We start from the raw sequence: 21,035 nt of genomic DNA on the forward strand, positions 1-21,035 counted from the left end.
CTAGTGCCTTTGTGAAATTACACTAACACTATAGCTGTTTTCTTAGGGCGTGTTAATGCCACATAAAACATTTGATTTCTTTCTTTGTGGTTTCGATTAATCTTAAAATCTTTAGTTAAAATAAATACATGATCATATGTTGATCCTTGAACCTTATGACAAGTTACAGCATACCCATAATCCAAATCTTTTGCAATTTGCTTATCTTTTGTACGAGGGTGACCTTCTCGATATGTATACACACTTTGCATCATCAGATTATCTCTACGGAAATTGTAGTACGCTGCCCACTGTTTTTTATCTCCACGAGCAACTTCAACTAAACTGTCATGCAACTCAGCATAATCATGCAAGTTTTTATGATCTTTATAATCTACTACAAATATTTTTTTCTCATCAAAGCCTTTTAAAAACTTTGATTTTTCTAATATTTTAATAGTGTAACCATAAATACCATGCTTGTTTTTTTGGCGACGCGATACAGCAGAAACACGATAATCCGTACAGTTATTTACATAAAAAGGAACCGTTCGAGTACCTTTAACTGTCCGATATCCTGTTAGAATATCTCCTTTTTGTAGTATTTTTTTAGATTCACCAAAAACAATATTCCTAATGATAATATTTGATTGATTGACAGTTTTATTTCGCCAAGCAATAAGTTTTGCATGATTAATATCGTCAAGATACTCTTTAGAAGTAAAAATCTCTACAAGCTTTGCCCTAAAGTCTTCATTTGATGAAAGAGCTAAAACACCTTCTTCAGCATGATTTAAATCAGTTGATAGATCTAATTCAAAGCTTTCATTATCAATATTATCACGAAGATTGTCATAGATTGAAATTAAAGGATTTGTCTCAGCCTGTCTAACTAAGGTGGTTAGCTCTCGATGATAAATAGTATCAAACGCAAAAACCATACTAGATTCTTGAGAGATTGGAGGTAATTGCGCCTTATCTCCCATAAATATAACCTTAACCCTTGAAAGATTATTTAGTTCTGACTCTATCAATTCAAACAATGCATCATTAATCATACTAGCTTCATCTATTACGATAAGGTTATAATCCTGTATTGTAGATGGCTTGATTTGACCAAACTGCGGTTCATTAGGGTTAAAATCTTCTAGACTCACATCAGGCTGTAAACCCAGCAAAGCATGAATTGTTACACCCTCATACATTGCTGAGCTTGATATAACCTGAAGAGCCTTATTAGTAGGTGCTGAAACAACAGCTCTACCAGCATAATTATCTAAGATTTTTTTTATAACAGTAGTTTTACCAGTGCCTGCATGACCAGATAAAACAAATATTTTTGAAGTGCTTTTTAGAAATTGATGAATATGCTTAATCGCATCTAGCTGCTGGGAGTTTAAGTCAATCTTAGTTCCATTAGCCAGATACAGAACTTCTAAGCTATCAAGTATTTTAGTCTGCACTTACACTCTCTTTACTGGTAGGTAATTTTGTAATAACTTTTGTCAATATAAGATTATTTGCCAAAACTATCTCTCCGCCATCAGCAGTAGCTAAACGAGTATATAAAAACCCAATTGAACTTACCACGCCTACAATTCCACCAAAATCAACATTTTCACCAACCTCAAAAGGCTTACTAAATGCAAGCATTATTCCAGAGGCAATTATGTTATATGAACTCTTCAAAGAAATCGAAACACCGAATACTATACCAGTTAGCATCCCTGTAATAGGTGAGATTGGCACACCCAGCCTAGCTAACGCAACGACTATCACAAGCATTAAAAACACAATATTTACAAAACTTGCTATCAACTGTGAAACTGTTGAATCATATTCCTTAAGAATTTTGTAGACAAATGACTTAATATATTTTGAGGCAATATAACCCAAAACTAAAATAATTCCCGCTACGACGAGATTAACCCATAAAGAATCACTAATTTCCGCTACTATCATTTCCTTCTTCCCTTATATATTTTTTTGTTTTAGTAAGCACTAGTATAGCAAACACGCTCAAAACTATCGAGATTGAAGAACAAATCATCTCTTCTACTAGTACATCATAACTGTGTTGAAATGTTAAAGCACGAAACATAAATACTATATTATGAACTATAGATAATGCCATGCAAATTGCAAATGCAGAAATACATATTGTAAACCTATATAAAAATGCAGATATGGTAAACAATAATAAAAGTGGATATACATAAATATGAAGTATATCTATCGATAATTGGTAAACATTCGCTACACAATCAGCATCATAGTCTACTGTTGATAGGTATATCAACCCAAAAACTATGAAAGTCGCAAATAATATTGGACTATCCTTAGAGAATACTGTAGTTGAAAAGGCTAGATAGCGTCTCTTAGAAAATAACAATCCCAATATAGTAATAATAGCTGCACCAGAAATAAAACCATCATATGAGAATGTATTTTGTAGAAATATATGATTAACAATATGTCCGTAAATAGCCAAAGAACTCAAAAAGCCAACAAGACAAAACCAAAACGGAATATCCCAAGCTTTTCTTTTAACTACGATAAAATATAATATCACACATGAAGAACACAAAAAAAATGTCAGTATCAATCTTATAAAATCATCTGCAACCATTAGACTATATTGAGTCTCACACATATATTAAAATACCCCCTTCAATCTAAGTAATAAGTATACACCTGTTGCAATCGAACAACCTATCACAGGTCCAACAATCGGCACCCACGCATAGCCCCACTGTGAAGAGCCTTTACCTTGTATTGGCATAATAGCATGAAAAAGCCTAGGACCGAAATCACGAGCTGGATTTATCGCATAGCCTGTAGTACCTCCAAGTGACATACCTATCACAATAACCACAAACGCAACAGGTAGACCACCTAAAGCACCCATATCTATAGGGTAAGCAGTTACAACACTTGGGTCTCCCACATGCATTACCACTCCGTGCATTGTCAGTATAGCAAACACAAGTACAAAAGTTCCTATAATTTCACTGGCTAAATTTGATGGTAAATGCTTGATAGCTGGTGAAGTGCAAAAAGTTGCAAGCTTTAAATCAGTATCATCAGTAGCACTATAATGCGGATAATACACTGCCCATACTAAAGCTTGCCCAAGCATAGCTCCAAGTATTTGGCTAACTATAAAAGGTGCCACCCACGCCCAAGAAAATTTACCTGCTAATGCAAGTGCAATAGTTACAGCTGGGTTTAGATGAGCTCCACTTATAGGACCTGCAACAAGCACCCCTAAAAATACTGCCAACCCCCATGCAAATGTGATAACTATCCAGCCACTATTGTGCGATTTAGTTTTGTTCAACACAGCTCCAGCAACTACTCCATTACCAAGAAGTATCAAAATCATTGTACCGATTAGTTCGGCTATGCAAGCTTCTAGCATTTGCGCTCCTTATTTATACAAACTATCCACATCAAAATTCTCGGCAAACTTTTTAAATTGAGCGACTTGCTCTTTTTGCCAAGCTCCGCCTTTGCCTAATTCATTTGCGATTAGCTCTGCAACTAGTGGTGCAGCTTCAATACTTGCTTTAATGTCTAAGAATGCTGCTCTAGTTCTGCGAGCAAGTACATCCTCTACAGTCTTTGCTTTTTCTACTCTAGCTTGGTAAATAACTTCTGCTTGATAGTAAGGTAAATCTTCATGCAATAATTCAAAGTTATTTAGTTCCTTTTGAATAGTTTTAACTTCATCAGCCATACTACCGTATACACTCAAAGGATAACTCTCTTTTGTTTCGCAAGCATCTACAAGCAGCTCATCTGAAGTCTTGGATATTTTCTGTGCTATCTTGCCACTCTCGATATGATCAAGTACATCTTGCCCCATGCGTCTGAAAATAGTCCATTTACCACCAACAACTGTTATCAAACCATTATCTGACTCGACGATCTCATGCTTACGCGAAATCTTAGCAGAATTTTTAGCTTTCTTAGGAGAAACTAATGGTCGTTGCCCACAATAAACTGATTTAATATCATCAACTGTAGCCTTTTTTTTAGCATACTGATTGAATGTCTCTAAGATAAAATCAATCTCTGACTTTTCTGCTCTTGGCTCTAAGCTTGGGGTTTCTTTTTTAATATCTGTAGTACCAATTATTAGATGCTCATGCCATGGTAATATAAACAACACTCTACCATCATCTGTCTCTGGGATTAAGATTGCGTGTTCTGTTGGGAATTTCTCACGAGCTAAAACAATATGCGTGCCTTGAGCAACAGATACAAATTTATGAGACTCTTTACTTTTTGCAAGACTAATAGTTACATCACTAAAAGTACCTGTAGCATTTATAATATGTTTAGCAGTAAATTCTGTAGTTTCACCACTCAAAGTATCTTCTGCTTTTACAGTATCGACCTTGCCATTTTCTGAGCTAGTTATGCTTTTGACTTTACTATAGTTAAGAGCTGTGCCACCCTTAGACTCAAATGTCTTCATCAAAGAAACTAGCAATCTAGTATCATCAAATTGTCCATCATAATACACAAGACTCTTCATAAGCTTAGAGTCATCTATGTTTGGTAGTTGCGCTAAAGTTTGTTTCTTGTTGAGATTGTAACTTTTGCCTATCTTGTATTTACCTGATAAAAACTCATATAGTTTTACACCAATAGTGTATTTGATGGTTTCAAAATAACTACGCGTTGGTATAAGGTAAGACTGTCTATTTGTAAGGTGTGGAGCATTATGTAAGAATGAATATCTCTCTTCAAGCCCTTCTTTCACCAAAGCAAAATCAAAGTTTTCAAGATAGCGTAAACCACCATGTATAAGCTTTGTAGATTTGGAAGAAGTACCTTTACCAAAGTCCTGAGCTTCTAAAAGAAGGGTTTTATAGCCTCGTGAAACTGCTTCTACAGCACAACCAAAGCCTGTTGCTCCACCACCAATTATTATTATGTCGTAATTGTTTTTCATTTGTTTATTATTTTCCGTTATATCCGATCATTTTAAAAAGAGTCTTGTCATTCCCACAAAGGTGGGAATCTCTATAATTCGGCTCAAGGCAATTCTAAATATAGATCCTATGGTCAATCCATAGGATGACAACCTTTTTGTATTACTCAGCCCAAGCCATACTTCTTTGTACTGCTTTTTTCCAGCCTTTATAATCGTGAGTTACAGTATCTTCATCACGCTCTGGCCTGAATACTTTGTCTGTAGTTAATATAGTTTTTAGTTCTTCCTTGTCTTTCCAAAAACCAGTAGCAAGACCAGCTAAAAATACCGCTCCAAGACCTGTAATCTCATTAATCTTCGGTTTAGTGATATTTGACTGTAAAATATCTGCTTGGAATTGCATTAGGAAACTATTCTGTACTGCACCACCATCTACGCGCAAACCTTGTAAATCAAGACCCGTGTCTTTTTTCATACAATCAAGTACATCTTTTGCCTGATATGCAACCGCTTCAAGTGCTGCTCTGATGATATGCTCTCGCCTTGTATCTCGAGTAATACCCACAATAGTGCCTCGAGCATACATATCCCAATATGGTGTCCCAAGACCTACAAAAGCTGGCACTAAATACACACCATCTGTAGAGTCAATTTTTGTCGCATAGTACTCACTATCTTCTGCAGAACGAATAAGTCCTAGCCCATCACGAATCCACTGAATAACTGCGCCAGCTATAAATACACTACCTTCAAGTGCATAAGTTGGCTTACCATCTTCTGCCCATGCAATAGTTGTAAGAAGTCCCGCATCAGAGAAAACTGGCTTGTCGCCAACATTCATAAGCGCAAAACACCCTGTACCATAGGTATTTTTTGCCGAACCTTTTTCAAAACAACAGTGTCCAAAAAGTGCTGCTTGTTGGTCTCCTGCAACACCTGCTATAGGAATCCTTGCCCCACCTAAAGTACTTTCATGAGTATAACCAAAATCACCACTTGAAGATCTAACCTCTGGTAACATTGATTCTGGAATACCAAGATGTTCTAAAATTTTCTTATCCCACTTAAGCGTATTGATATTAAAAAGCATAGTTCTTGAAGCATTTGAATAATCTGTGGCGTGAACCTCACCTTTTGTTAGGTTCCAAATTAGCCAAGTATCAATTGTTCCAAATAGCAAATCTCCATTTTCAGCTTTTTCTCTAGCTCCTTCAACATTGTCCAATATCCATTTAACTTTTGTCGCAGAGAAATAAGCATCTACAAGTAAACCCGTGTTTTTGCGTATATATTCGGCGAACTCTTTATCTTTGTTTATTTCATCACAGATACGAGATGTTCTACGGCACTGCCATACAATTGCATTATATACTGGTTGACCGGTATTTTTATCCCAAACAACAGTAGTCTCTCTTTGGTTTGTAATACCTATAGCCGCAATATCTCTAGGAGAAACTCTAGCATACTCTAATGCTTCTCGAACAATACTACTTTGAGATGCCCATATCTCCATAGGATCATGCTCTACCCAACTACTTTGCGGGTATATCTGGGTGAACTCTTTTTGAGCTATCTTTCTTATGTTACCTTGCTTATCAAATATAATTGCTCGTGAACTAGTAGTTCCCTGATCAATTGCTAGAATAAATTTTTCTGACATGAAATTACCTTTTGAATATTGTATAAACTATATAGATTATATAACTATGGTCTTAAAAAACCGAATAAAAAAAATTATTTTATTGTTTTTCTTCCTTAATAAAGAAAGCAAGTAGTAACGATATAGCCATTAATATCGGCAAAATTAAAAGAGCTATCTTAAATGATTGAAGCTCCCCAAAGCCATAATCTTTTAGCGTTGAAACCATAAACCCAACAAACGGCTGTAATACAGCCCCGCTTAATGGAATAAAAAGATTTACTATTGCTAGGCCTGTAGCTATATACATTGGACTAACTTGAGAGCGTAAAATTGTGAAATTAAGCACATGTACAGCCTGCATTCCACCCCACAATACACAAAGTAGGCACATCAAAACTGGATTTACATGAAGGTAAACAATTGCAATAACTATAAAAAACCCAAGAATAGATGCTACGATAAGTAACAACTTTTCTTTATTGAGAATAGTTGCTATCACTCCCCACAATGGGCTAAATATAGCAATGCCCACAAACACCATAGAAGCAGCAAGACCTGCATATTGCTCAGAGTAGCCATCTAAACTCAAAAACCTATAACTCCACAAGTCAGCAAAAAGTGCTGTTGTACCATAGATTGTAAAACAGAAAAAACCATTTAGTAAAATCTGTTTGATTTTAAATACAACAGGAATATCTTCTACTTTAGTGTGTGTATCAGCCAAAATATCTGTGTCTTTTTGGTTATGAGGCTCTTCTCTTGGAATGAAGAGAAACACACAAACAAATAAAATCATCGATACAATGAATATGCCAGCCATAATCACTTGAATACTATAATGACTTGCTAATATTACAAGAGGTAATCCTGTCAAAGTCCCTGCTCCATACATAAGCATTTGAGTAGCACCAGTAAACATTGGGAATAGTCTTGATGGAAGCCAAATAGCTATAGCCTTTAATGAGCATAAAAATGCAAATCCTGCGCCAAATCCAGCTAAAACTCTGTATAGTATTAAGTACTGCTCAGATGTGGAAAGTGTAGCTACTAGTAAACCCATAGAAAACAAAAATGTACTACCGAGCATCACCTTTTTGATACCAAACTTATCTATAAGAATACCCGCGGGTAATTGTGATGCCACATAAGCCCAGTAAAATGCCGAACTAAAAACTCCTATTTCGCCTGGTGAAAGACTATACGGAGCCATAGAATAGCTGTGAAATAGTGAATTACCTGATGCTCTGACTATAAATTCAAGCGCATAAAAAAATGCACATAAAAACCAAACTATAAAGCCTATCTTTGTAACCTTTTGCATTTAAGCTTCCAATCAATAAAATATTGTAGTGATTATGCTGTAAAAACTGGTATATGTAAATAATACTAAAACCTAAAAATTCCACTCAAACCCAGCTTTCAGCATTTTAGAACCCTGATATTGAGCTCCATCAAACCCTGAAAACATATTTGTATTTTCTGCCATCTCTCCAGTGAGGTTATATTGTTCCTCAAAAAGCAGTCCAAAACTATCTGATACATTATATCTAGCTCCAGCTCTAGTTCCAGCAAAAGCGGCGATACGATCTCCTGGATCATATACTCCGCCTGTGTTATTTAACTCATAAGGTGATGCCCCTAAAACTGTACCACCATAAAGCTCAAATTTGTCATCCAATATTTTCTTAGTAAGTTTTGTTTCTTGGGTATAAAACTTAGAACTTTTAATTCCACCACTAGAACCTTTTGCAACCAAATTAGTTGAACTCGTATAACTATCAAGAACCAAATCATCAGCGATATCAACACCTTCAGAATCAACATCACCCATAAATATTGAAGAATTGTCTCTATCTATAACCTCATTACCTCTTTCATCACTACTACGATAAAAAGAATTATTTCCTGAAAGATAATATTTCCCAGTTTTAGGATTGTAATTATTCTCACCAAATCCATTTGCAAAAAATATAGTTACAGAAAATAAATATATAATTTTTTTCATGAAATCCCAATTACTCCAATATTAGAGATAAGTTATATTATAAAACATTAATCATGAAAATAAATTTTTTAGACAAATTAAATAGAAATATTAGATGACAATCGGCATAAAGATTATCGATTAATAAAAATTAATTAGACAAAAATACTTTAAAAAGATAAGTTTAAAGATAGTTATTACTTTAGTGCCTTTATCTTATTATGCACAAGATTAGAATATTTTTCATACTACTTATTGGAATAAGCTTTTATTGTTATGAGTTTTTTTTAAGAATTCTTACAGGAGCATATCAAGAACAAATAGTAGAATATTTCCACATTCAGAGTCATATTGGGTTTTCATTTCTAGTATCAAGCTACAACATTACATATTTACTTATGCAGATACCTGCTGGAATACTGCTTGATAGATTTGGCAGTAAGAAGGTCTTAATCGTAGCTACACTAATCTGTGGGATTGGTAACATATTATTTATTGTAGGAGGTTTTGAGCTAGCTATAGTTGGTAGATTGCTTGTAGGTATCGGTTCATCATTTGCTTTTATTGGTGTATTAAAACTAACCCTAGAGAACTTTGATAGCAAACATTTTGCACTAGTAACAAGTATTATCATCTCACTAGGCACCCTTGCTGCTGCTTTTTCACAAAACATTAGTGTCTATATTTCAAACTATGATATTTCATGGTTAAGTATTTTCATCTACTCCGGTGTATTTGCTATACCTTTAGCAATACTATTTCAAATCTTACTACCAAAACAAAACCAGTCTATACAGATGATGCCAAACTTTTCAAAGATATTTACTATAAGTAAAAAGTTATTGGCCAGTAAACCTTTGTGGAGTAATGCTACATGGGCAGGTCTTGTTTATATACCTACCGTAGTGCTAACATCTCAGTACGGTGTGCTTTATTTCAAGAACATTTATGGTTTTGACACTTTTTATAGCGCCAGTTTAATTACTGCTTTATTTATGGGTTGGGTAGTATTCTCCCCACTAAAAATTGTCTTGTGTGAAAGATTCTCTACAACTAGAATAATTAACATCTCTATGCTTTTAGCTATAGCTGTTACTATAATTTTTAGCTTGGGATTACTAAAAAATCATGTTTTGATTATAACTTTTTTATTTGGAGCTTTTTCAGCTTCTCAGGTATTAGTCTGGTACTACTTTGGTAAGATTTGTCCAAAAAATGTTGCAGCTGTTGGAATTGCAATCACAAATATGATAATCACACTAGTAACAGAATTAGGCCAATTAAGCACTGGTGCTTTTATGGACTTAGGAAATAAATTAAACATCAGCAATAGCACATCTATATCAATAACTTTTATGGTGTTTTTCATATTAGGGTTAGTTATGCTGACATATATGACTAAGAAATATATAAAAGACTAGCTGTTCATTTTATTAAAAGATGTAGCTATATCTAATATTTCATCAAGCCTTTCATCAGTATCTGCAATTACTAAAATCATGATTTTCTGGTTTAAGTCCAAATTACCTATACAGGTAATAATCACACCTTCTTCATCACCATACTTATAATCAATACCATTTGCTTTAAGATAATCATAGTAATCATTAATACCAGCACCTTTTGGAACTGGAACATTATTATGACCAACCCATGGTTTACTCTCACCATTGCGTAATTCATGAGCTAAAAACCCAGCATATATAGCGCCTGTTTGGCGAGCATTTACTTCTAAAACATAAGGCACTATTTCTCCATTAATCTCCCTTATTAGAAGATCAACACCCATAACACCTCTAGCTCCCATGTCGCGTAAAATCTCTGTAACTTGATCACAAACCTTTATCACCGCAGGTTCATCACTAAACTGTGACTTATACTTGTTACCTAAGTGAGTTTGACCATCAAGCATTTGATCACTTAGTCCCAGGCAAATATCCTGTTCTTTAGTATCGCCTATACATACTTGGAATGCTGGTGATCCTAGATTGTCTAACCACGGATCTATCATAAACACCTCTACCCTATGCATTAGCTCAAGAATATCTTTTAACTCTTTCTCACTCTCAAACCTATGAATCCCATATCCTGAGCAAGCTCTAGGCATTATTACTGCACACTCATATATACCTTGGTTCTCAAACTTTCTGTACATTTTAAGAGCTTTTTTAACATAATTGTCTGTTATAGTTGAAACTATATTTACACTTGGGACTAAAATATCTTTTTCATGTAACATTTGTCTTAAAAAAGATTTATCATTTAAAAATAAAGATAATGACTCTTGTAATCCATATTGTTTAGCGTATTTTATTCCCATAAGCTCAATTGCTGTAGCCGATGTGAATGGCACTAAACTTGTATAGCTTCGATCACTAAATTCTGGAATCTGATCTGCGTAACTCATAACTACAGTTGAAAAACTATGGCGTCCTACACCCTCTAGATATATAAAATTTTCGTCTGTAATATAATCTAATCCAATATCTGAGAAATAATCCAGCATCTGAGTAACTTCATGTTTAGCTGTATCTGGAAGGATTATCTTATGGTCTTTTGCTAAAAGGCAAAGTGTACGTGTAACATAACTACTTACAAATGAACTAACTAAGTCTGCACCATATATATCAGTGGTGTTAGGTATATGAATGGCTTTTTGCCCCCACATCTTTTCAGCTATTGTATTAGTGGTTTTTATGCTCATTTCTCACACCTCTTTTAGTTTTAATAAATCACGTGCTTTGACAACAGAGCTAGTAAATATGCTTGCCATAATTTCCAGCTTACCATCATCTATTTCTAGATTAGCAATGTCATAGTCTTCATCTTCGGTAGTAACTCTTGAAACTAAGTCTTTAGGGATATCAATACATACCGCTGATAACTCACATACCAAGTAATGTGCCACCAAATGCTCTGCTAAAATATATGGCTTATCAAACTGAACCATTATATCTCGAGCCTGAATTTCTCTATATAAACTCTTAAGAAGTTCTGTTGATGCAAAAATACCATTCCTTGCATCTCCACTAAAAAGTTCTATACTTCTTTTTTCTCCATCTTTATGACTATTTTTGTATAAGCTTATATATTTTAAAAGGTTATCTGGTGTTTCACTTATAGCCTCAGAATATCTCTCTTGAACCACATCTGGTGAATAGCTTGACATTGTATGTAAATCAATAGCTAAAGCATTATAGTTTTTTGCAACTGCTACTACATGGCATAGTTTAGCCATATATGCCTCATACAAATTCACTAATGATTCCTTAAGGTCGGGATGCTTTTCATAGTCAACGATGTTGCGAATACAGTTTGGATATAATCTACCAGCATCTAGCACTGACCTTGGAAATGACGGCTCAAACACAAGTGTACAAATACCATGCTCACGAAAAAGTTTGGCAGCTATTTGATGACTTAAAGTATGAGTCCCAAAGTCATACTCTATCGATAAAAAATCTTCAAAATCTTTTTTCTTCAAACCTACTTTATCGATAAGCTCTGGATAATCAACCTCAATAAAGTTTTTACCAAGCTCTGCATGAGGACAAGTGATTAAAAGATCGAATCTCAAATCCTCTCTTGTATAAAAAGACAATGTCGATGCTTCATAGTGCTTAGTATAAAATGGGGTATTATTTCCAGTCATATAAGATAGTGTCTCAATTTTTATTATTTCAGCTAACTTAAATTGATTATAACAACTATAAAACTAATAATAAATTTTAAAATTATCTATAATACAAACATACAAATATCTAAAATATAAAAAACATGGCTATAAAAAAGAAAAAAGAAGGATCAATACTGAGCTTTCTAGTAGTTTCATTTGCAAGTTTCTTTGCTGTTTTTATGTTAGTAATATCAATTTTTAGTTTTTATCAAATAAAGCATCAAAACGATGCCTTATTTGATTATCAACTAAAAACTGCTGCTCAAGTTATTGAGACTATTTTAAAAGTCTATCCTTTAGAGGAGCATGAAGATGCTAAACATATGATGATTGATAAAATTTCGACATCATTCCTAAATATTAAAAACTACAATCAAAGTGTAGGCTTTATTGTGTATAACCGTAAACAGAGAAAGTTAATTCTTAAAACATCCAACCTTCCTGTATTTAGAAAAAATTATGATGGAATTACTTCAACAACTGGGTTTGAATGGGTTTATACTGATAGCGATGGCAACCAAAAACACTGGTATACATACAGCTTAAAAACAGATAATGGTAATTTCATCACAGTCTTTGCTAATAATGCAGTAAAAGATAAAATTTCTCGACAAATAATTCTCAAATTTGCAGTGCTTCTTGCATCCACTTATATAATATTAATTGCTTTTATATATTACATACTAAGAACAGCTCTTCATCCACTTGAGCGTATAAATCGTAGAGTTGGACGCATAAATCCACGTAAAAATGAAAAGTTAGATGATGACATTGTCCCCTATGAGATTAAACCTCTTGTTGAGCAAATTAACTCTTTGATAAGCAAGTTCCACCAAACTCTTGAACGAGAAAAGAGGTTTTCGGGAGATGCTGCACATGAGCTTAAAACACCGATCGCTGGTGTAAAGACTCTTGTCGAGATAGCTTTAGGTTCTGATGATATCGATGAAATAAAAGTCAGATTAAATAGAATTAAAAGCTCAACAAATAGATATTCTCACATTATTGACCAGCTTTTAACTTTAACTAGAATTCAGCCAAATGAGCAAATCACTTTTGCCAAAAAGCTAATGATAAATAAAGTACTTGAAATACTTATTGCTGAAAATGCCATAAAAGCTATAGAAAAAGACATAGAAATATCTTTCCACCCTAGTGAGCATGATATTTACTGCTATAGTAATGACTACCTGCTTGGAATTCTCTTTAAAAACCTGATTTCAAACGCAATAAAATATACTGAAAATGGTGGTCTTGTTGAGGTTTATTCTCACCTTGAAAACAATGAAATAGTTGTCGAAGTCAAAGATAACGGAATTGGTGTACCTCCAGAAAATATTAATCGAATCTTTGATAGATTTTATCGTGAAACTGGAACGGGAGAAGAAGGTAGTGGTCTTGGGCTTGCTATTGTCACAGAGATTGTCCGACTACATCATGGACATATAGTAGTTAAGAACAACCCAGACAAAGGCATAACTGTAACTGTTAGAATACCTGTTGAACATAATAATATAGTAGACGAAGATGAAAACCTACAAGATAATCTAAAGTAGGGGGAATATAATAAAACTCTGTGTCATGATTTATTAGTCACATATTATTACACTAAATCCAAATCATCTTTCAACCTCTCCTTAAAATAACAAATTGGTCAGAATATAATAGGGTTCTTAAGAATAGAGATTGTATTGATTTTTGGTTAATTGATGATGCTAATCATGTGATTCAAAAGAATATTAGGAAATAAACTATATGCTAGAGAACTAAGCAGATAAAAACTTTTGTTCGTGTAATATAAGTAGATAAACTATCTATATATTTAATAGAAAAATATGAAAAATATATTACTGGTTAAAGAAAGTAATGCCAATGAAACTAGAATTGCTTTATTACCCCAAGATATTCATATATTAGTAACAAAAGGGCTAAATATATATGTGGAATCAGGAGCAGGAAATGGGGTTAATATAGATGATTCTGATTTTAAAAAGGCCGGAGCTACAATTAGAGAGTCAAAACTGCAAACCCTTTTTGAAAATATAGACATTATAGTGCGGGCTAAAAGAGCTAATAGCGATAGGGAGCTAGAAGAATTAACATATATTTGTCCAGGAACAATCATTATTGGAACACTAGATCCAAAAGAAAAAGATAGCAATCATTTAGTAAAATATAAAAAAGCTGGTTTAAAAGCATTTAGCTTAGATTACTTAGAAACAGAAAAAGGTGACCCTCTTAATCTTTTAGAGAAAATGAGTAAGCTTACGGGAGAGCTAGCTTTAGAAGATGCAATAACTAAATCTAATAAGATCAATAAGATAGTAATAATCGGTTATGGTATCGCAGGAAAATCTGCTTACACAAAAGCTCAGCAGCTAGGCTATGATATTACAGTATTTTGCACTCAAAAAGTTGATGCTTTAGCTATTAAACAAGATAATAATAAAGCATTCTTATTAGATAAAAGTCTAGACAAGTTAGAAAATAATCAGAGGACAATTTTAGTAGAAATTATGGATGCCGATATAGTTATTACTTCAGCAAGGTCTAAGTTAGGCGCGCCTCTTTTTATCACACAAGAAATGCTTCAGCAACTAAAAGATATTATAATAGTTGATTTAGCAATATCAGATGGAGGTAACGTTGAGGGAAGTAAACATGATAGAGATAGAGTTTTGGAGAATGGTGTTATAATTTCAAACGTTAGTGGGTACCCTAAAAAGAAACCTCTAATATCTAGCCAGCTTTGGAGTGAAAGCTCAAGATTGTTTCTTGAGAAACTTATTATGGGTAAAACGCCCATAATAGCTAGTGCGCGAGTAGTTTAACATAAGCTTCTATTAAAAAGTAAAGTACTCACTCTATGCTACAGTTTTCCTCAGTTTTGTTGCAAAAAACAAAATTCGCCACTAAATATATTTATTTATAAAATATGAACAAAATACAGCAGCATCAAGTTAACTAATTAATTTGTAAAAAAATTTTTTGGCTAGGGAATGTAATAAACTCTGTGTCAGGATTTATTAGTCACACATCATTGTATTAAATCTAAACCCAATTTAACTACGAAATAGTTAGACTCCAATTTGGCATAGGAATAGTCCATTTTTTCTCAGCATTCATAATTTCTGCATATAACAGTTTATCTTTCAATCTCTCCTTAAAGTGAATAGTAGGCTATTATCGTTAGAAAATCATCTTTAGTTTTTGTAAGAGTTCTGTACAGATTCAATAATATTGGTTGTATATAATCTTTTTAATCAGTTGAGTATATTTAAAATATTACAAGTATCTTTCTAGAGCTTTTTCAATATTATCATCATCAAATCTAAAGCCATTTCCTAGCAACCTCTTAGGTTTGATGTTTTGACTAGAAAGTAAAAGCTCTTCGCCCATCTGACCAAACATTAGTTTTATCATAATCTCAGGCATCGACATTACAAGCTTAGCTTTAGTAAGTTGTTTTATAACTTTGACCATATCACTATTAGAAGTAGCATTTGGTGCTGTGAGATTGAAAGTTTGATATTTAGAGTGATTATTTTCTATAACGAACTCAAAAGCTTTTACCAAGTCGTGTATGCTGATCCAGCTCATAAGCTGCTCGCCGTTACCAAACTTACTTAGCACGCCTAGCTTAGCTGTCATTGTCATTTTATCTAGCACTCCGCCATCACCGATAACCACACCAAACCTTAGTATAGAATATTTCTGTAATTTAGATGATTTCACTGTTGCTTCCCACTGATTTACAATACTTTGACTAAAGCCTTGTTCCGTAGTGTTATCAAAATATTCATCCTCATTTTGAGGCTTTGTGGAGAAGCTATAAAACCCTATTGCACTAGCATTTATAAGCCATATATCCTTATCTCCAATAAGCTCGATAAGTTTTTGGGTTGGTTCAATTCTACTAGAGATAATTTTATCTTTTACTTTATCACTCCAGCGTTTCTCCCCTATATTATAGCCACAAAGATTTATCACAATATCAAAGTTTGAAATATTATATTCATTTAAATCCTGCCAAACTATAGTGTTTTGATAGCCTTTTATGTTCTGCTTTGTGCGCGAAAGTAAAGTTAAACTATACTTTTCAGAAAGTGCTTTAGCCAAGTTTGCACCAACAAATCCTGAACCACCTGCAATTAGTATCTTCATAACATACCCCTTTTTAATTTAAAAACAAATACTTCTTATTACTTAATTATAAGCTATATAAATATTTTAAATATTACAATGCGTTAATATTACTGTGAGAAAGTTGCAATAAGGCTCTCATTATAAGAGAATATGTCTAGCTAACAAACATGGAAGGATAATCACATGGATTGGGTGGAAATTTTATCAAGAATACAGTTCGCATTTACAGTGAGTTTTCATATTCTATTCCCGGCATTTAGTATCGGACTCTCAACTTTTTTGATGATTTTTGAAGCACTCTGGCTAATCACAAAAAAAGAGAAATACTTACTCATAGTTAAATTCTGGACTAAAGTTTTTGCACTAACCTTCGGGATGGGCGTAGTTTCAGGTATTGTGATGGAATTCCAGCTTGGTGCAAACTGGGCTGGATTTGCCAAAACTGTTGGGCCTGTATTAGGCTCATTATTTACTTATGAAGTGCTTACTGCTTTCTTTATAGAGGCTGGCGCTTTGGGGATTATGATATTCGGCTGGGGCAGAATTAATAAATACATTCACTTCTCAGCAAACTTTGTTATTTTTGTTGGTGTAACACTATCTGCATTTTGGATACTATCAGCAAACTCATGGATGCAAACTCCTGATGGTGTGAATTTTGTAAACGGTCAGTTTGAAGTTTATAGTTGGTATCATGTGATATTTAATCCATCTGTAATACCTAGATTTATTCACATGCTTATCGCTTCATATCTAAGCACTTTAATGGTTATACTTGGTGTTAGTTGTTACTACATGCTTATAGATAAGTTTCATTTATTTGCAAAAACTTGTATCAAATTTAGTTTATTGACAATGCTATTCCTAAGTTTTGCTCAGCTTTTTGTCGGTGATGAGGTTGGTATAGAAGTACACAAACATCAGCCACTTAAAACTGCAGCAATGGAAGGTGTATGGGATACTCAAGAAGGTGCACCATTAGTACTATTTGCCTACCCAAGTGAAACCCAAGAGAAAAACCTCTTCGCAATTGAGATACCAAAACTTGCATCTTTAGTAAACACCCATGAACTAAACGGTGAAATGCTGGGATTAAAATCTGTAGCAAAAGAAGATAGACCTTTAGTTGCTGTAGTATTCTATAGTTTTAGAATTATGGTTGGAATTGGATTGCTGATGGTATTTATAGGTGTTGTTGGCTCATTACTTCTAGCAAAACAACGAATATATGGGCAAAAATGGTTCTTATGGTTATGTAGGCTTGCAACGCCTTTAGGTTTTGTTGCTATTATCACAGGATGGTTTACGGCTGAATTTGGTAGACAGCCATGGGTAGTTTACAATCTTGTTAAAACTCAATACTCAGTTAGTGATATTAGTGCATGGCAAGTAGCTTTATCTTTAGGTTCAATATTTGTTGTTTACTTTATTATATTTGGATATTTTTACTTCAAATACTTAGTAAAACTTATTAAAGCAGGTCCAGGAACGAATGGGGAAGAAAGGATGCCGTACTCATATTTCCAGTCTGTTGAAAAAACAAGCAAAGATAAGGAGTAAATTATGGACTTAGGATTAATTTGGCTCGGTATAATAGCTTTTGGTTTACTTTTATATGTAATACTAGATGGTTTTGCTCTTGGAGTTGGCATACTCTTCCCATTTTTCAATTCAAACCAAAGAGATATTGCAACAAGTGTACTTTTACCTACCTGGGATGGTAACCAAACTTGGCTAGTACTATCATTAGCTTGTTTCTATGGCATGTTCCCAATAGCATTTGCTTTTATATTTCCAAAGATTTATATGTCTGCAGTGCTACTTGTAGTAATGTTGCTGTTTAGAGGTATATGTTTTGAATTTAGGCTTAAAGCTTCAGAGGAAGGTATCAAAAACTGGGATAAGCTATTTTTTATATCATCAATTACAGCTACATTTTTAGAGGGCTTTATCGTTGGTGGCCTTATAGTTGGCTATCCAAAAGACTCTGTCACTTATGGCTTAATTTTTCAGGTTTTAACAGGTATTACACTTATAGCAGGTTATGCTTTACTTGGAGCTACTAGGCTTATCCTAAAAACAGAAGGAGCACTTTTTGAAAAAGCTAAACTGTATGCTAGAAAATCTTGCAGAATACTAGCTATACTAATGTTGGTTATTGGTCTTATGACTCCTCTATATATCACATTACCATTAGATAATATTTACAAAATGTTTATATTAGGTGAGTTTTTTGTACTTACAATAATCAGCTTTTTTATACTATGGAAAATCATAGACTCTAAGATTCATGCTTTACCATATTGGCTAGCTGTTACAGTTTTTATACTTACTTACCTAAGTATGCTTACGTTAATGTTCCCTTATGTAATACCTTATCACTTAACTTACATGGAAGCTCAAGCTAGTCAAACTACCCTACTATTTACGCTAATCCCAGCAATTATAATGATACCTTTACTACTACTTTACACAGGTTATGCATACTTTGTATTTAAGGGTAAAGTCAAAGAAAAACTGAGCTATTAGGGAATTTATGCAAAATATTGTAATATTTGGTATAACAGGTGCAATTGGAAATGCTGTATTAACAAAACTTTCTAAAACTTACCCTAATGCTAATATCTACGGCATATCTCAAAAACCACCCGCTTCAAAACTTGCTAACATCAATTATTTACAGTCTAATTACTCAGATGAAAAAAACATTGAAGCTTTAGCAGATAACTTTGATGAAAATTTAGACTTAGTCTTTGTAACTACAGGTATACTTCATACAGACACCATATCACCTGAAAAATCGCTAAAACAAATCTCAACTACAAATTTTGAACAAATCTTCGCAGCAAACACAATATTTCCAGCATTAATAGCTAAGTACTTCACACCTAAACTAAACAAAGCATCAAAATCAGTATTTGCTAGCATATCCGCTCGTGTAGGTAGTATTTCTGATAATAGACTTGGTGGTTGGTATGCTTATAGAATGTCTAAAGCTGCATTGAATATGTTTACAAAAACAGCAAGTATTGAACTCGCTAGAACCAACAAAAACGTTATCATAATAACCTTACACCCCGGTACGGTAGATAGCGGATTATCTAAGCCGTTCCAAGCTAATGTGCCTGATGGCAAACTTTTTACACCGACTTATTCTGCTAGCAAACTTATAGAGGTTATTGAAAGCTTAAAGCTAGAAGACTCAGGAAAATGCTTTGATTGGGATAATAAAGAAATACAACCATAAAAACATTTACATATGCATGGATGTCATTTACAATACAACATATTTACAAATATAAATATGTAAATACATGAAAGAAACCATCTCTTTTTTAAAAGTCATCTCCGATAAAAATAGGCTACGCATACTATACTCTTTGCAAGACAAAGAATTATGTGTGTGTGACTTAATGGACTTCATACCGCTGACACAAGGAGCCTTATCAATCCAACTCAAAAACCTATCAAAAGAGAGTCTTTTAGAGTCAAGAAAAGATGGAAAGTGGATTTTTTATAAGCTATCCAAAGAAATTAAGCCTTGTTATAAAAAAATACTGGATGAAGTTTTCAAAGAGATAAACGATGATGATGAAATAAAGCAACTAAGCAAAATCAGGAGAAAATCATGCAAAAATTAAGTTTTTTAGACAGATATTTAACACTATGGATTTTTATAGCGATGGGGGCTGGTATAGCATTAGGGCATTTTGTACCTCAAACTCAAGACTTTATAAATCAGTTTAGTTCTGGCTCAGGAAACTGGTTAATTGGGCTTGGACTAATAATCATGATGTATCCACCTCTAGCTAAAGTTAAATACTCAAGCTTACCGAAAATATTCGAAAATAAGAAAATTCTAGGTTTATCACTAGTACAGAACTGGCTAATTGGCCCTATACTTATGTTTATCCTTGCTATTATCTTCTTCCATAATGAGCCTGCTGTGATGACTGGGCTTATCATGATTGGTTTAGCTAGATGTATTGCTATGGTGATTGTTTGGAATGAGCTAGCAAATGGTGATAATGAATATTGTGCTGCCCTTGTAGCATTCAACTCTATATTTCAAATTTTACTATATGCTGCATACGCTTATATATTCGTTACAATTATACCTAAAATGCTTGGGCTAGAGTCACAAGTAGTTAACATTAGCATGAGTGATATAGCTAAAAATGTAGCTATATATCTTGGTATACCATTCTTAGCTGGTGCATTAACAAGATTTATACTCATAAATAAAAAATCTGAGCAATGGTACAATGAAGTTTTCATACCTAGAATATCTCCATTAACATTAGTTGCTTTACTTTTCACTATACTTCTTATGTTTGGAACTAAGGGTAATGAAATTATCGAACTACCACTTCAAGTTATAAAAATTGCTATTCCACTAGCTATATACTTTGTACTAATGTTTTTTATATCATTTTGGTTATCATACAGATTTAAAGCATCTTATGAGCAATCTGTAGCCTTAAGCTTCACCGCAGCATCAAACAACTTTGAACTTGCAATAGCTGTATCAATAGCTGTGTTTGGCATTGGCTCTATGCAAGCATTTGTTGGAGTAATTGGACCACTAGTTGAAGTACCTGTACTTATATCTCTTGTAAATGTATCTCTATGGATTCAAAAAAAATATTTCAGAAAGTAAATT

General features: G+C 33.7%; 19 protein-coding genes. 8 read left to right on the plus strand and 11 right to left on the minus strand.

Annotated elements, in window-relative coordinates:
* Window positions 1-17: 17 nt before the first annotated feature.
* The 8 genes from FLM55_RS04115 to FLM55_RS04150 all read right to left on the minus strand — a co-directional run bounded on the left by FLM55_RS04115 (window position 18) and on the right by FLM55_RS04150 (window position 8,571).
* Window positions 18-1,442 (minus strand): ATP-dependent RecD-like DNA helicase, encoded by a 1,425-nt coding sequence (locus FLM55_RS04115; protein ID WP_178948170.1) that lies wholly within the window; start codon window positions 1,440-1,442, stop codon window positions 18-20.
* Window positions 1,432-1,941, minus strand: a complete 510-nt coding sequence (locus FLM55_RS04120; protein ID WP_256868922.1) for a mechanosensitive ion channel domain-containing protein — start codon at window positions 1,939-1,941, stop codon at window positions 1,432-1,434. The genes FLM55_RS04115 and FLM55_RS04120 overlap by 11 nt, the downstream gene beginning before the upstream one ends.
* Window positions 1,922-2,632: a hypothetical protein gene (locus FLM55_RS04125; RefSeq protein ID WP_178948171.1), complete on the minus strand. Its 711-nt coding sequence runs from the start codon at window positions 2,630-2,632 to the stop codon at window positions 1,922-1,924. The genes FLM55_RS04120 and FLM55_RS04125 overlap by 20 nt, the downstream gene beginning before the upstream one ends.
* Window positions 2,633-2,635: 3 nt before the next feature.
* A complete protein-coding gene (locus FLM55_RS04130; protein WP_178948172.1) occupies window positions 2,636-3,400 on the minus strand; it encodes an MIP/aquaporin family protein in 765 nt (254 codons plus the stop codon).
* Window positions 3,401-3,409: 9 nt separating this feature from the next.
* Window positions 3,410-4,942: a glycerol-3-phosphate dehydrogenase/oxidase gene (locus FLM55_RS04135; protein WP_178948173.1), complete on the minus strand. Its 1,533-nt coding sequence runs from the start codon at window positions 4,940-4,942 to the stop codon at window positions 3,410-3,412.
* A gap of 142 nt (window positions 4,943-5,084) precedes the next feature.
* Complete coding sequence (gene glpK, locus FLM55_RS04140) at window positions 5,085-6,584, minus strand: glycerol kinase GlpK (protein WP_178948174.1); 1,500 nt, start codon at window positions 6,582-6,584, stop codon at window positions 5,085-5,087.
* Window positions 6,585-6,663: 79 nt separating this feature from the next.
* Window positions 6,664-7,887, minus strand: coding sequence for an MFS transporter (locus FLM55_RS04145; RefSeq protein WP_178948175.1), 1,224 nt, complete (start codon window positions 7,885-7,887; stop codon window positions 6,664-6,666).
* Window positions 7,888-7,959: 72 nt separating this feature from the next.
* Entirely contained in the window at window positions 7,960-8,571 is a 612-nt protein-coding gene (locus tag FLM55_RS04150; protein WP_178948176.1) for a hypothetical protein, read from the minus strand.
* Window positions 8,572-8,771: 200 nt separating this feature from the next.
* Here FLM55_RS04150 and FLM55_RS04155 point away from each other — a divergent pair, with 200 nt between their 5' ends.
* On the plus strand, window positions 8,772-9,971 hold the full coding sequence (locus FLM55_RS04155) for an MFS transporter (protein ID WP_178948177.1): 1,200 nt from the start codon (window positions 8,772-8,774) through the stop codon (window positions 9,969-9,971).
* On the opposite strand, the gene FLM55_RS04160 is transcribed toward FLM55_RS04155, so the two are convergent.
* Window positions 9,968-11,254: an ATP-grasp domain-containing protein gene (locus tag FLM55_RS04160; RefSeq protein ID WP_178948178.1), complete on the minus strand. Its 1,287-nt coding sequence runs from the start codon at window positions 11,252-11,254 to the stop codon at window positions 9,968-9,970. The genes FLM55_RS04155 and FLM55_RS04160 overlap by 4 nt on opposite strands.
* Window positions 11,255-11,257: 3 nt before the next feature.
* Window positions 11,258-12,202 (minus strand): hypothetical protein, encoded by a 945-nt coding sequence (locus FLM55_RS04165; protein ID WP_178948179.1) that lies wholly within the window; start codon window positions 12,200-12,202, stop codon window positions 11,258-11,260.
* A gap of 125 nt (window positions 12,203-12,327) precedes the next feature.
* Between FLM55_RS04165 and FLM55_RS04170 the strand changes: the two genes are divergently transcribed.
* Both FLM55_RS04170 and FLM55_RS04175 read left to right on the plus strand, forming a co-directional pair.
* A complete protein-coding gene (locus FLM55_RS04170; protein ID WP_178948180.1) occupies window positions 12,328-13,782 on the plus strand; it encodes a HAMP domain-containing sensor histidine kinase in 1,455 nt (484 codons plus the stop codon).
* A gap of 279 nt (window positions 13,783-14,061) precedes the next feature.
* Window positions 14,062-15,057, plus strand: a complete 996-nt coding sequence (locus FLM55_RS04175) for a hypothetical protein (RefSeq protein ID WP_178948181.1) — start codon at window positions 14,062-14,064, stop codon at window positions 15,055-15,057.
* Between the two features lie 454 nt (window positions 15,058-15,511).
* Here FLM55_RS04175 and FLM55_RS04180 read toward each other — a convergent pair whose 3' ends face one another.
* A complete protein-coding gene (locus tag FLM55_RS04180) occupies window positions 15,512-16,390 on the minus strand; it encodes a TIGR01777 family oxidoreductase (protein WP_178948182.1) in 879 nt (292 codons plus the stop codon).
* Between the two features lie 165 nt (window positions 16,391-16,555).
* On the opposite strand from FLM55_RS04180, the gene FLM55_RS04185 reads away from it, so the two are divergent.
* From FLM55_RS04185 to arsB, 5 genes are all read left to right on the plus strand, one after another.
* Entirely contained in the window at window positions 16,556-17,932 is a 1,377-nt protein-coding gene (locus FLM55_RS04185) for a cytochrome ubiquinol oxidase subunit I (protein WP_178948183.1), read from the plus strand.
* 3 nt (window positions 17,933-17,935) lie between these two features.
* On the plus strand, window positions 17,936-18,901 hold the full coding sequence (locus FLM55_RS04190; RefSeq protein ID WP_178948184.1) for a cytochrome d ubiquinol oxidase subunit II: 966 nt from the start codon (window positions 17,936-17,938) through the stop codon (window positions 18,899-18,901).
* Between the two features lie 7 nt (window positions 18,902-18,908).
* Window positions 18,909-19,619, plus strand: coding sequence for an SDR family NAD(P)-dependent oxidoreductase (locus FLM55_RS04195; protein ID WP_178948185.1), 711 nt, complete (start codon window positions 18,909-18,911; stop codon window positions 19,617-19,619).
* A gap of 67 nt (window positions 19,620-19,686) precedes the next feature.
* A complete protein-coding gene (locus FLM55_RS04200) occupies window positions 19,687-20,013 on the plus strand; it encodes a metalloregulator ArsR/SmtB family transcription factor (protein WP_178948186.1) in 327 nt (108 codons plus the stop codon).
* On the plus strand, window positions 20,001-21,032 hold the full coding sequence (gene arsB / locus FLM55_RS04205; protein ID WP_178948187.1) for an ACR3 family arsenite efflux transporter: 1,032 nt from the start codon (window positions 20,001-20,003) through the stop codon (window positions 21,030-21,032). The genes FLM55_RS04200 and arsB overlap by 13 nt, the downstream gene beginning before the upstream one ends.
* Window positions 21,033-21,035 lie beyond the last annotated feature (3 nt).

Source organism: Francisella sp. Scap27 (genome assembly GCF_013394105.1).
Classification (GTDB): domain Bacteria; phylum Pseudomonadota; class Gammaproteobacteria; order Francisellales; family Francisellaceae; genus Francisella; species Francisella adeliensis.

Excerpts from the sequence above, each read along its gene's own strand:
- FLM55_RS04120 (WP_256868922.1), bottom strand. The coding sequence starts at position 1,941 with ATGATAGTAGCGGAAATTAGTGATTCTTTATGGGTTAATCTCGTCGTA.
- FLM55_RS04125 (WP_178948171.1), bottom strand. The coding sequence starts at position 2,632 with ATGTGTGAGACTCAATATAGTCTAATGGTTGCAGATGATTTTATAAGA.
- FLM55_RS04130 (WP_178948172.1), bottom strand. The coding sequence starts at position 3,400 with ATGCTAGAAGCTTGCATAGCCGAACTAATCGGTACAATGATTTTGATA.
- FLM55_RS04135 (WP_178948173.1), bottom strand. The coding sequence starts at position 4,942 with ATGAAAAACAATTACGACATAATAATAATTGGTGGTGGAGCAACAGGC.
- glpK (WP_178948174.1), bottom strand. The coding sequence starts at position 6,584 with ATGTCAGAAAAATTTATTCTAGCAATTGATCAGGGAACTACTAGTTCA.
- FLM55_RS04145 (WP_178948175.1), bottom strand. The coding sequence starts at position 7,887 with ATGCAAAAGGTTACAAAGATAGGCTTTATAGTTTGGTTTTTATGTGCA.
- FLM55_RS04150 (WP_178948176.1), bottom strand. The coding sequence starts at position 8,571 with ATGAAAAAAATTATATATTTATTTTCTGTAACTATATTTTTTGCAAAT.
- FLM55_RS04155 (WP_178948177.1), top strand. The coding sequence starts at position 8,772 with ATGCACAAGATTAGAATATTTTTCATACTACTTATTGGAATAAGCTTT.
- FLM55_RS04160 (WP_178948178.1), bottom strand. The coding sequence starts at position 11,254 with ATGAGCATAAAAACCACTAATACAATAGCTGAAAAGATGTGGGGGCAA.
- FLM55_RS04165 (WP_178948179.1), bottom strand. The coding sequence starts at position 12,202 with ATGACTGGAAATAATACCCCATTTTATACTAAGCACTATGAAGCATCG.
- FLM55_RS04170 (WP_178948180.1), top strand. The coding sequence starts at position 12,328 with ATGGCTATAAAAAAGAAAAAAGAAGGATCAATACTGAGCTTTCTAGTA.
- FLM55_RS04175 (WP_178948181.1), top strand. The coding sequence starts at position 14,062 with ATGAAAAATATATTACTGGTTAAAGAAAGTAATGCCAATGAAACTAGA.
- FLM55_RS04180 (WP_178948182.1), bottom strand. The coding sequence starts at position 16,390 with ATGAAGATACTAATTGCAGGTGGTTCAGGATTTGTTGGTGCAAACTTG.
- FLM55_RS04185 (WP_178948183.1), top strand. The coding sequence starts at position 16,556 with ATGGATTGGGTGGAAATTTTATCAAGAATACAGTTCGCATTTACAGTG.
- FLM55_RS04190 (WP_178948184.1), top strand. The coding sequence starts at position 17,936 with ATGGACTTAGGATTAATTTGGCTCGGTATAATAGCTTTTGGTTTACTT.
- FLM55_RS04195 (WP_178948185.1), top strand. The coding sequence starts at position 18,909 with ATGCAAAATATTGTAATATTTGGTATAACAGGTGCAATTGGAAATGCT.
- FLM55_RS04200 (WP_178948186.1), top strand. The coding sequence starts at position 19,687 with ATGAAAGAAACCATCTCTTTTTTAAAAGTCATCTCCGATAAAAATAGG.
- arsB (WP_178948187.1), top strand. The coding sequence starts at position 20,001 with ATGCAAAAATTAAGTTTTTTAGACAGATATTTAACACTATGGATTTTT.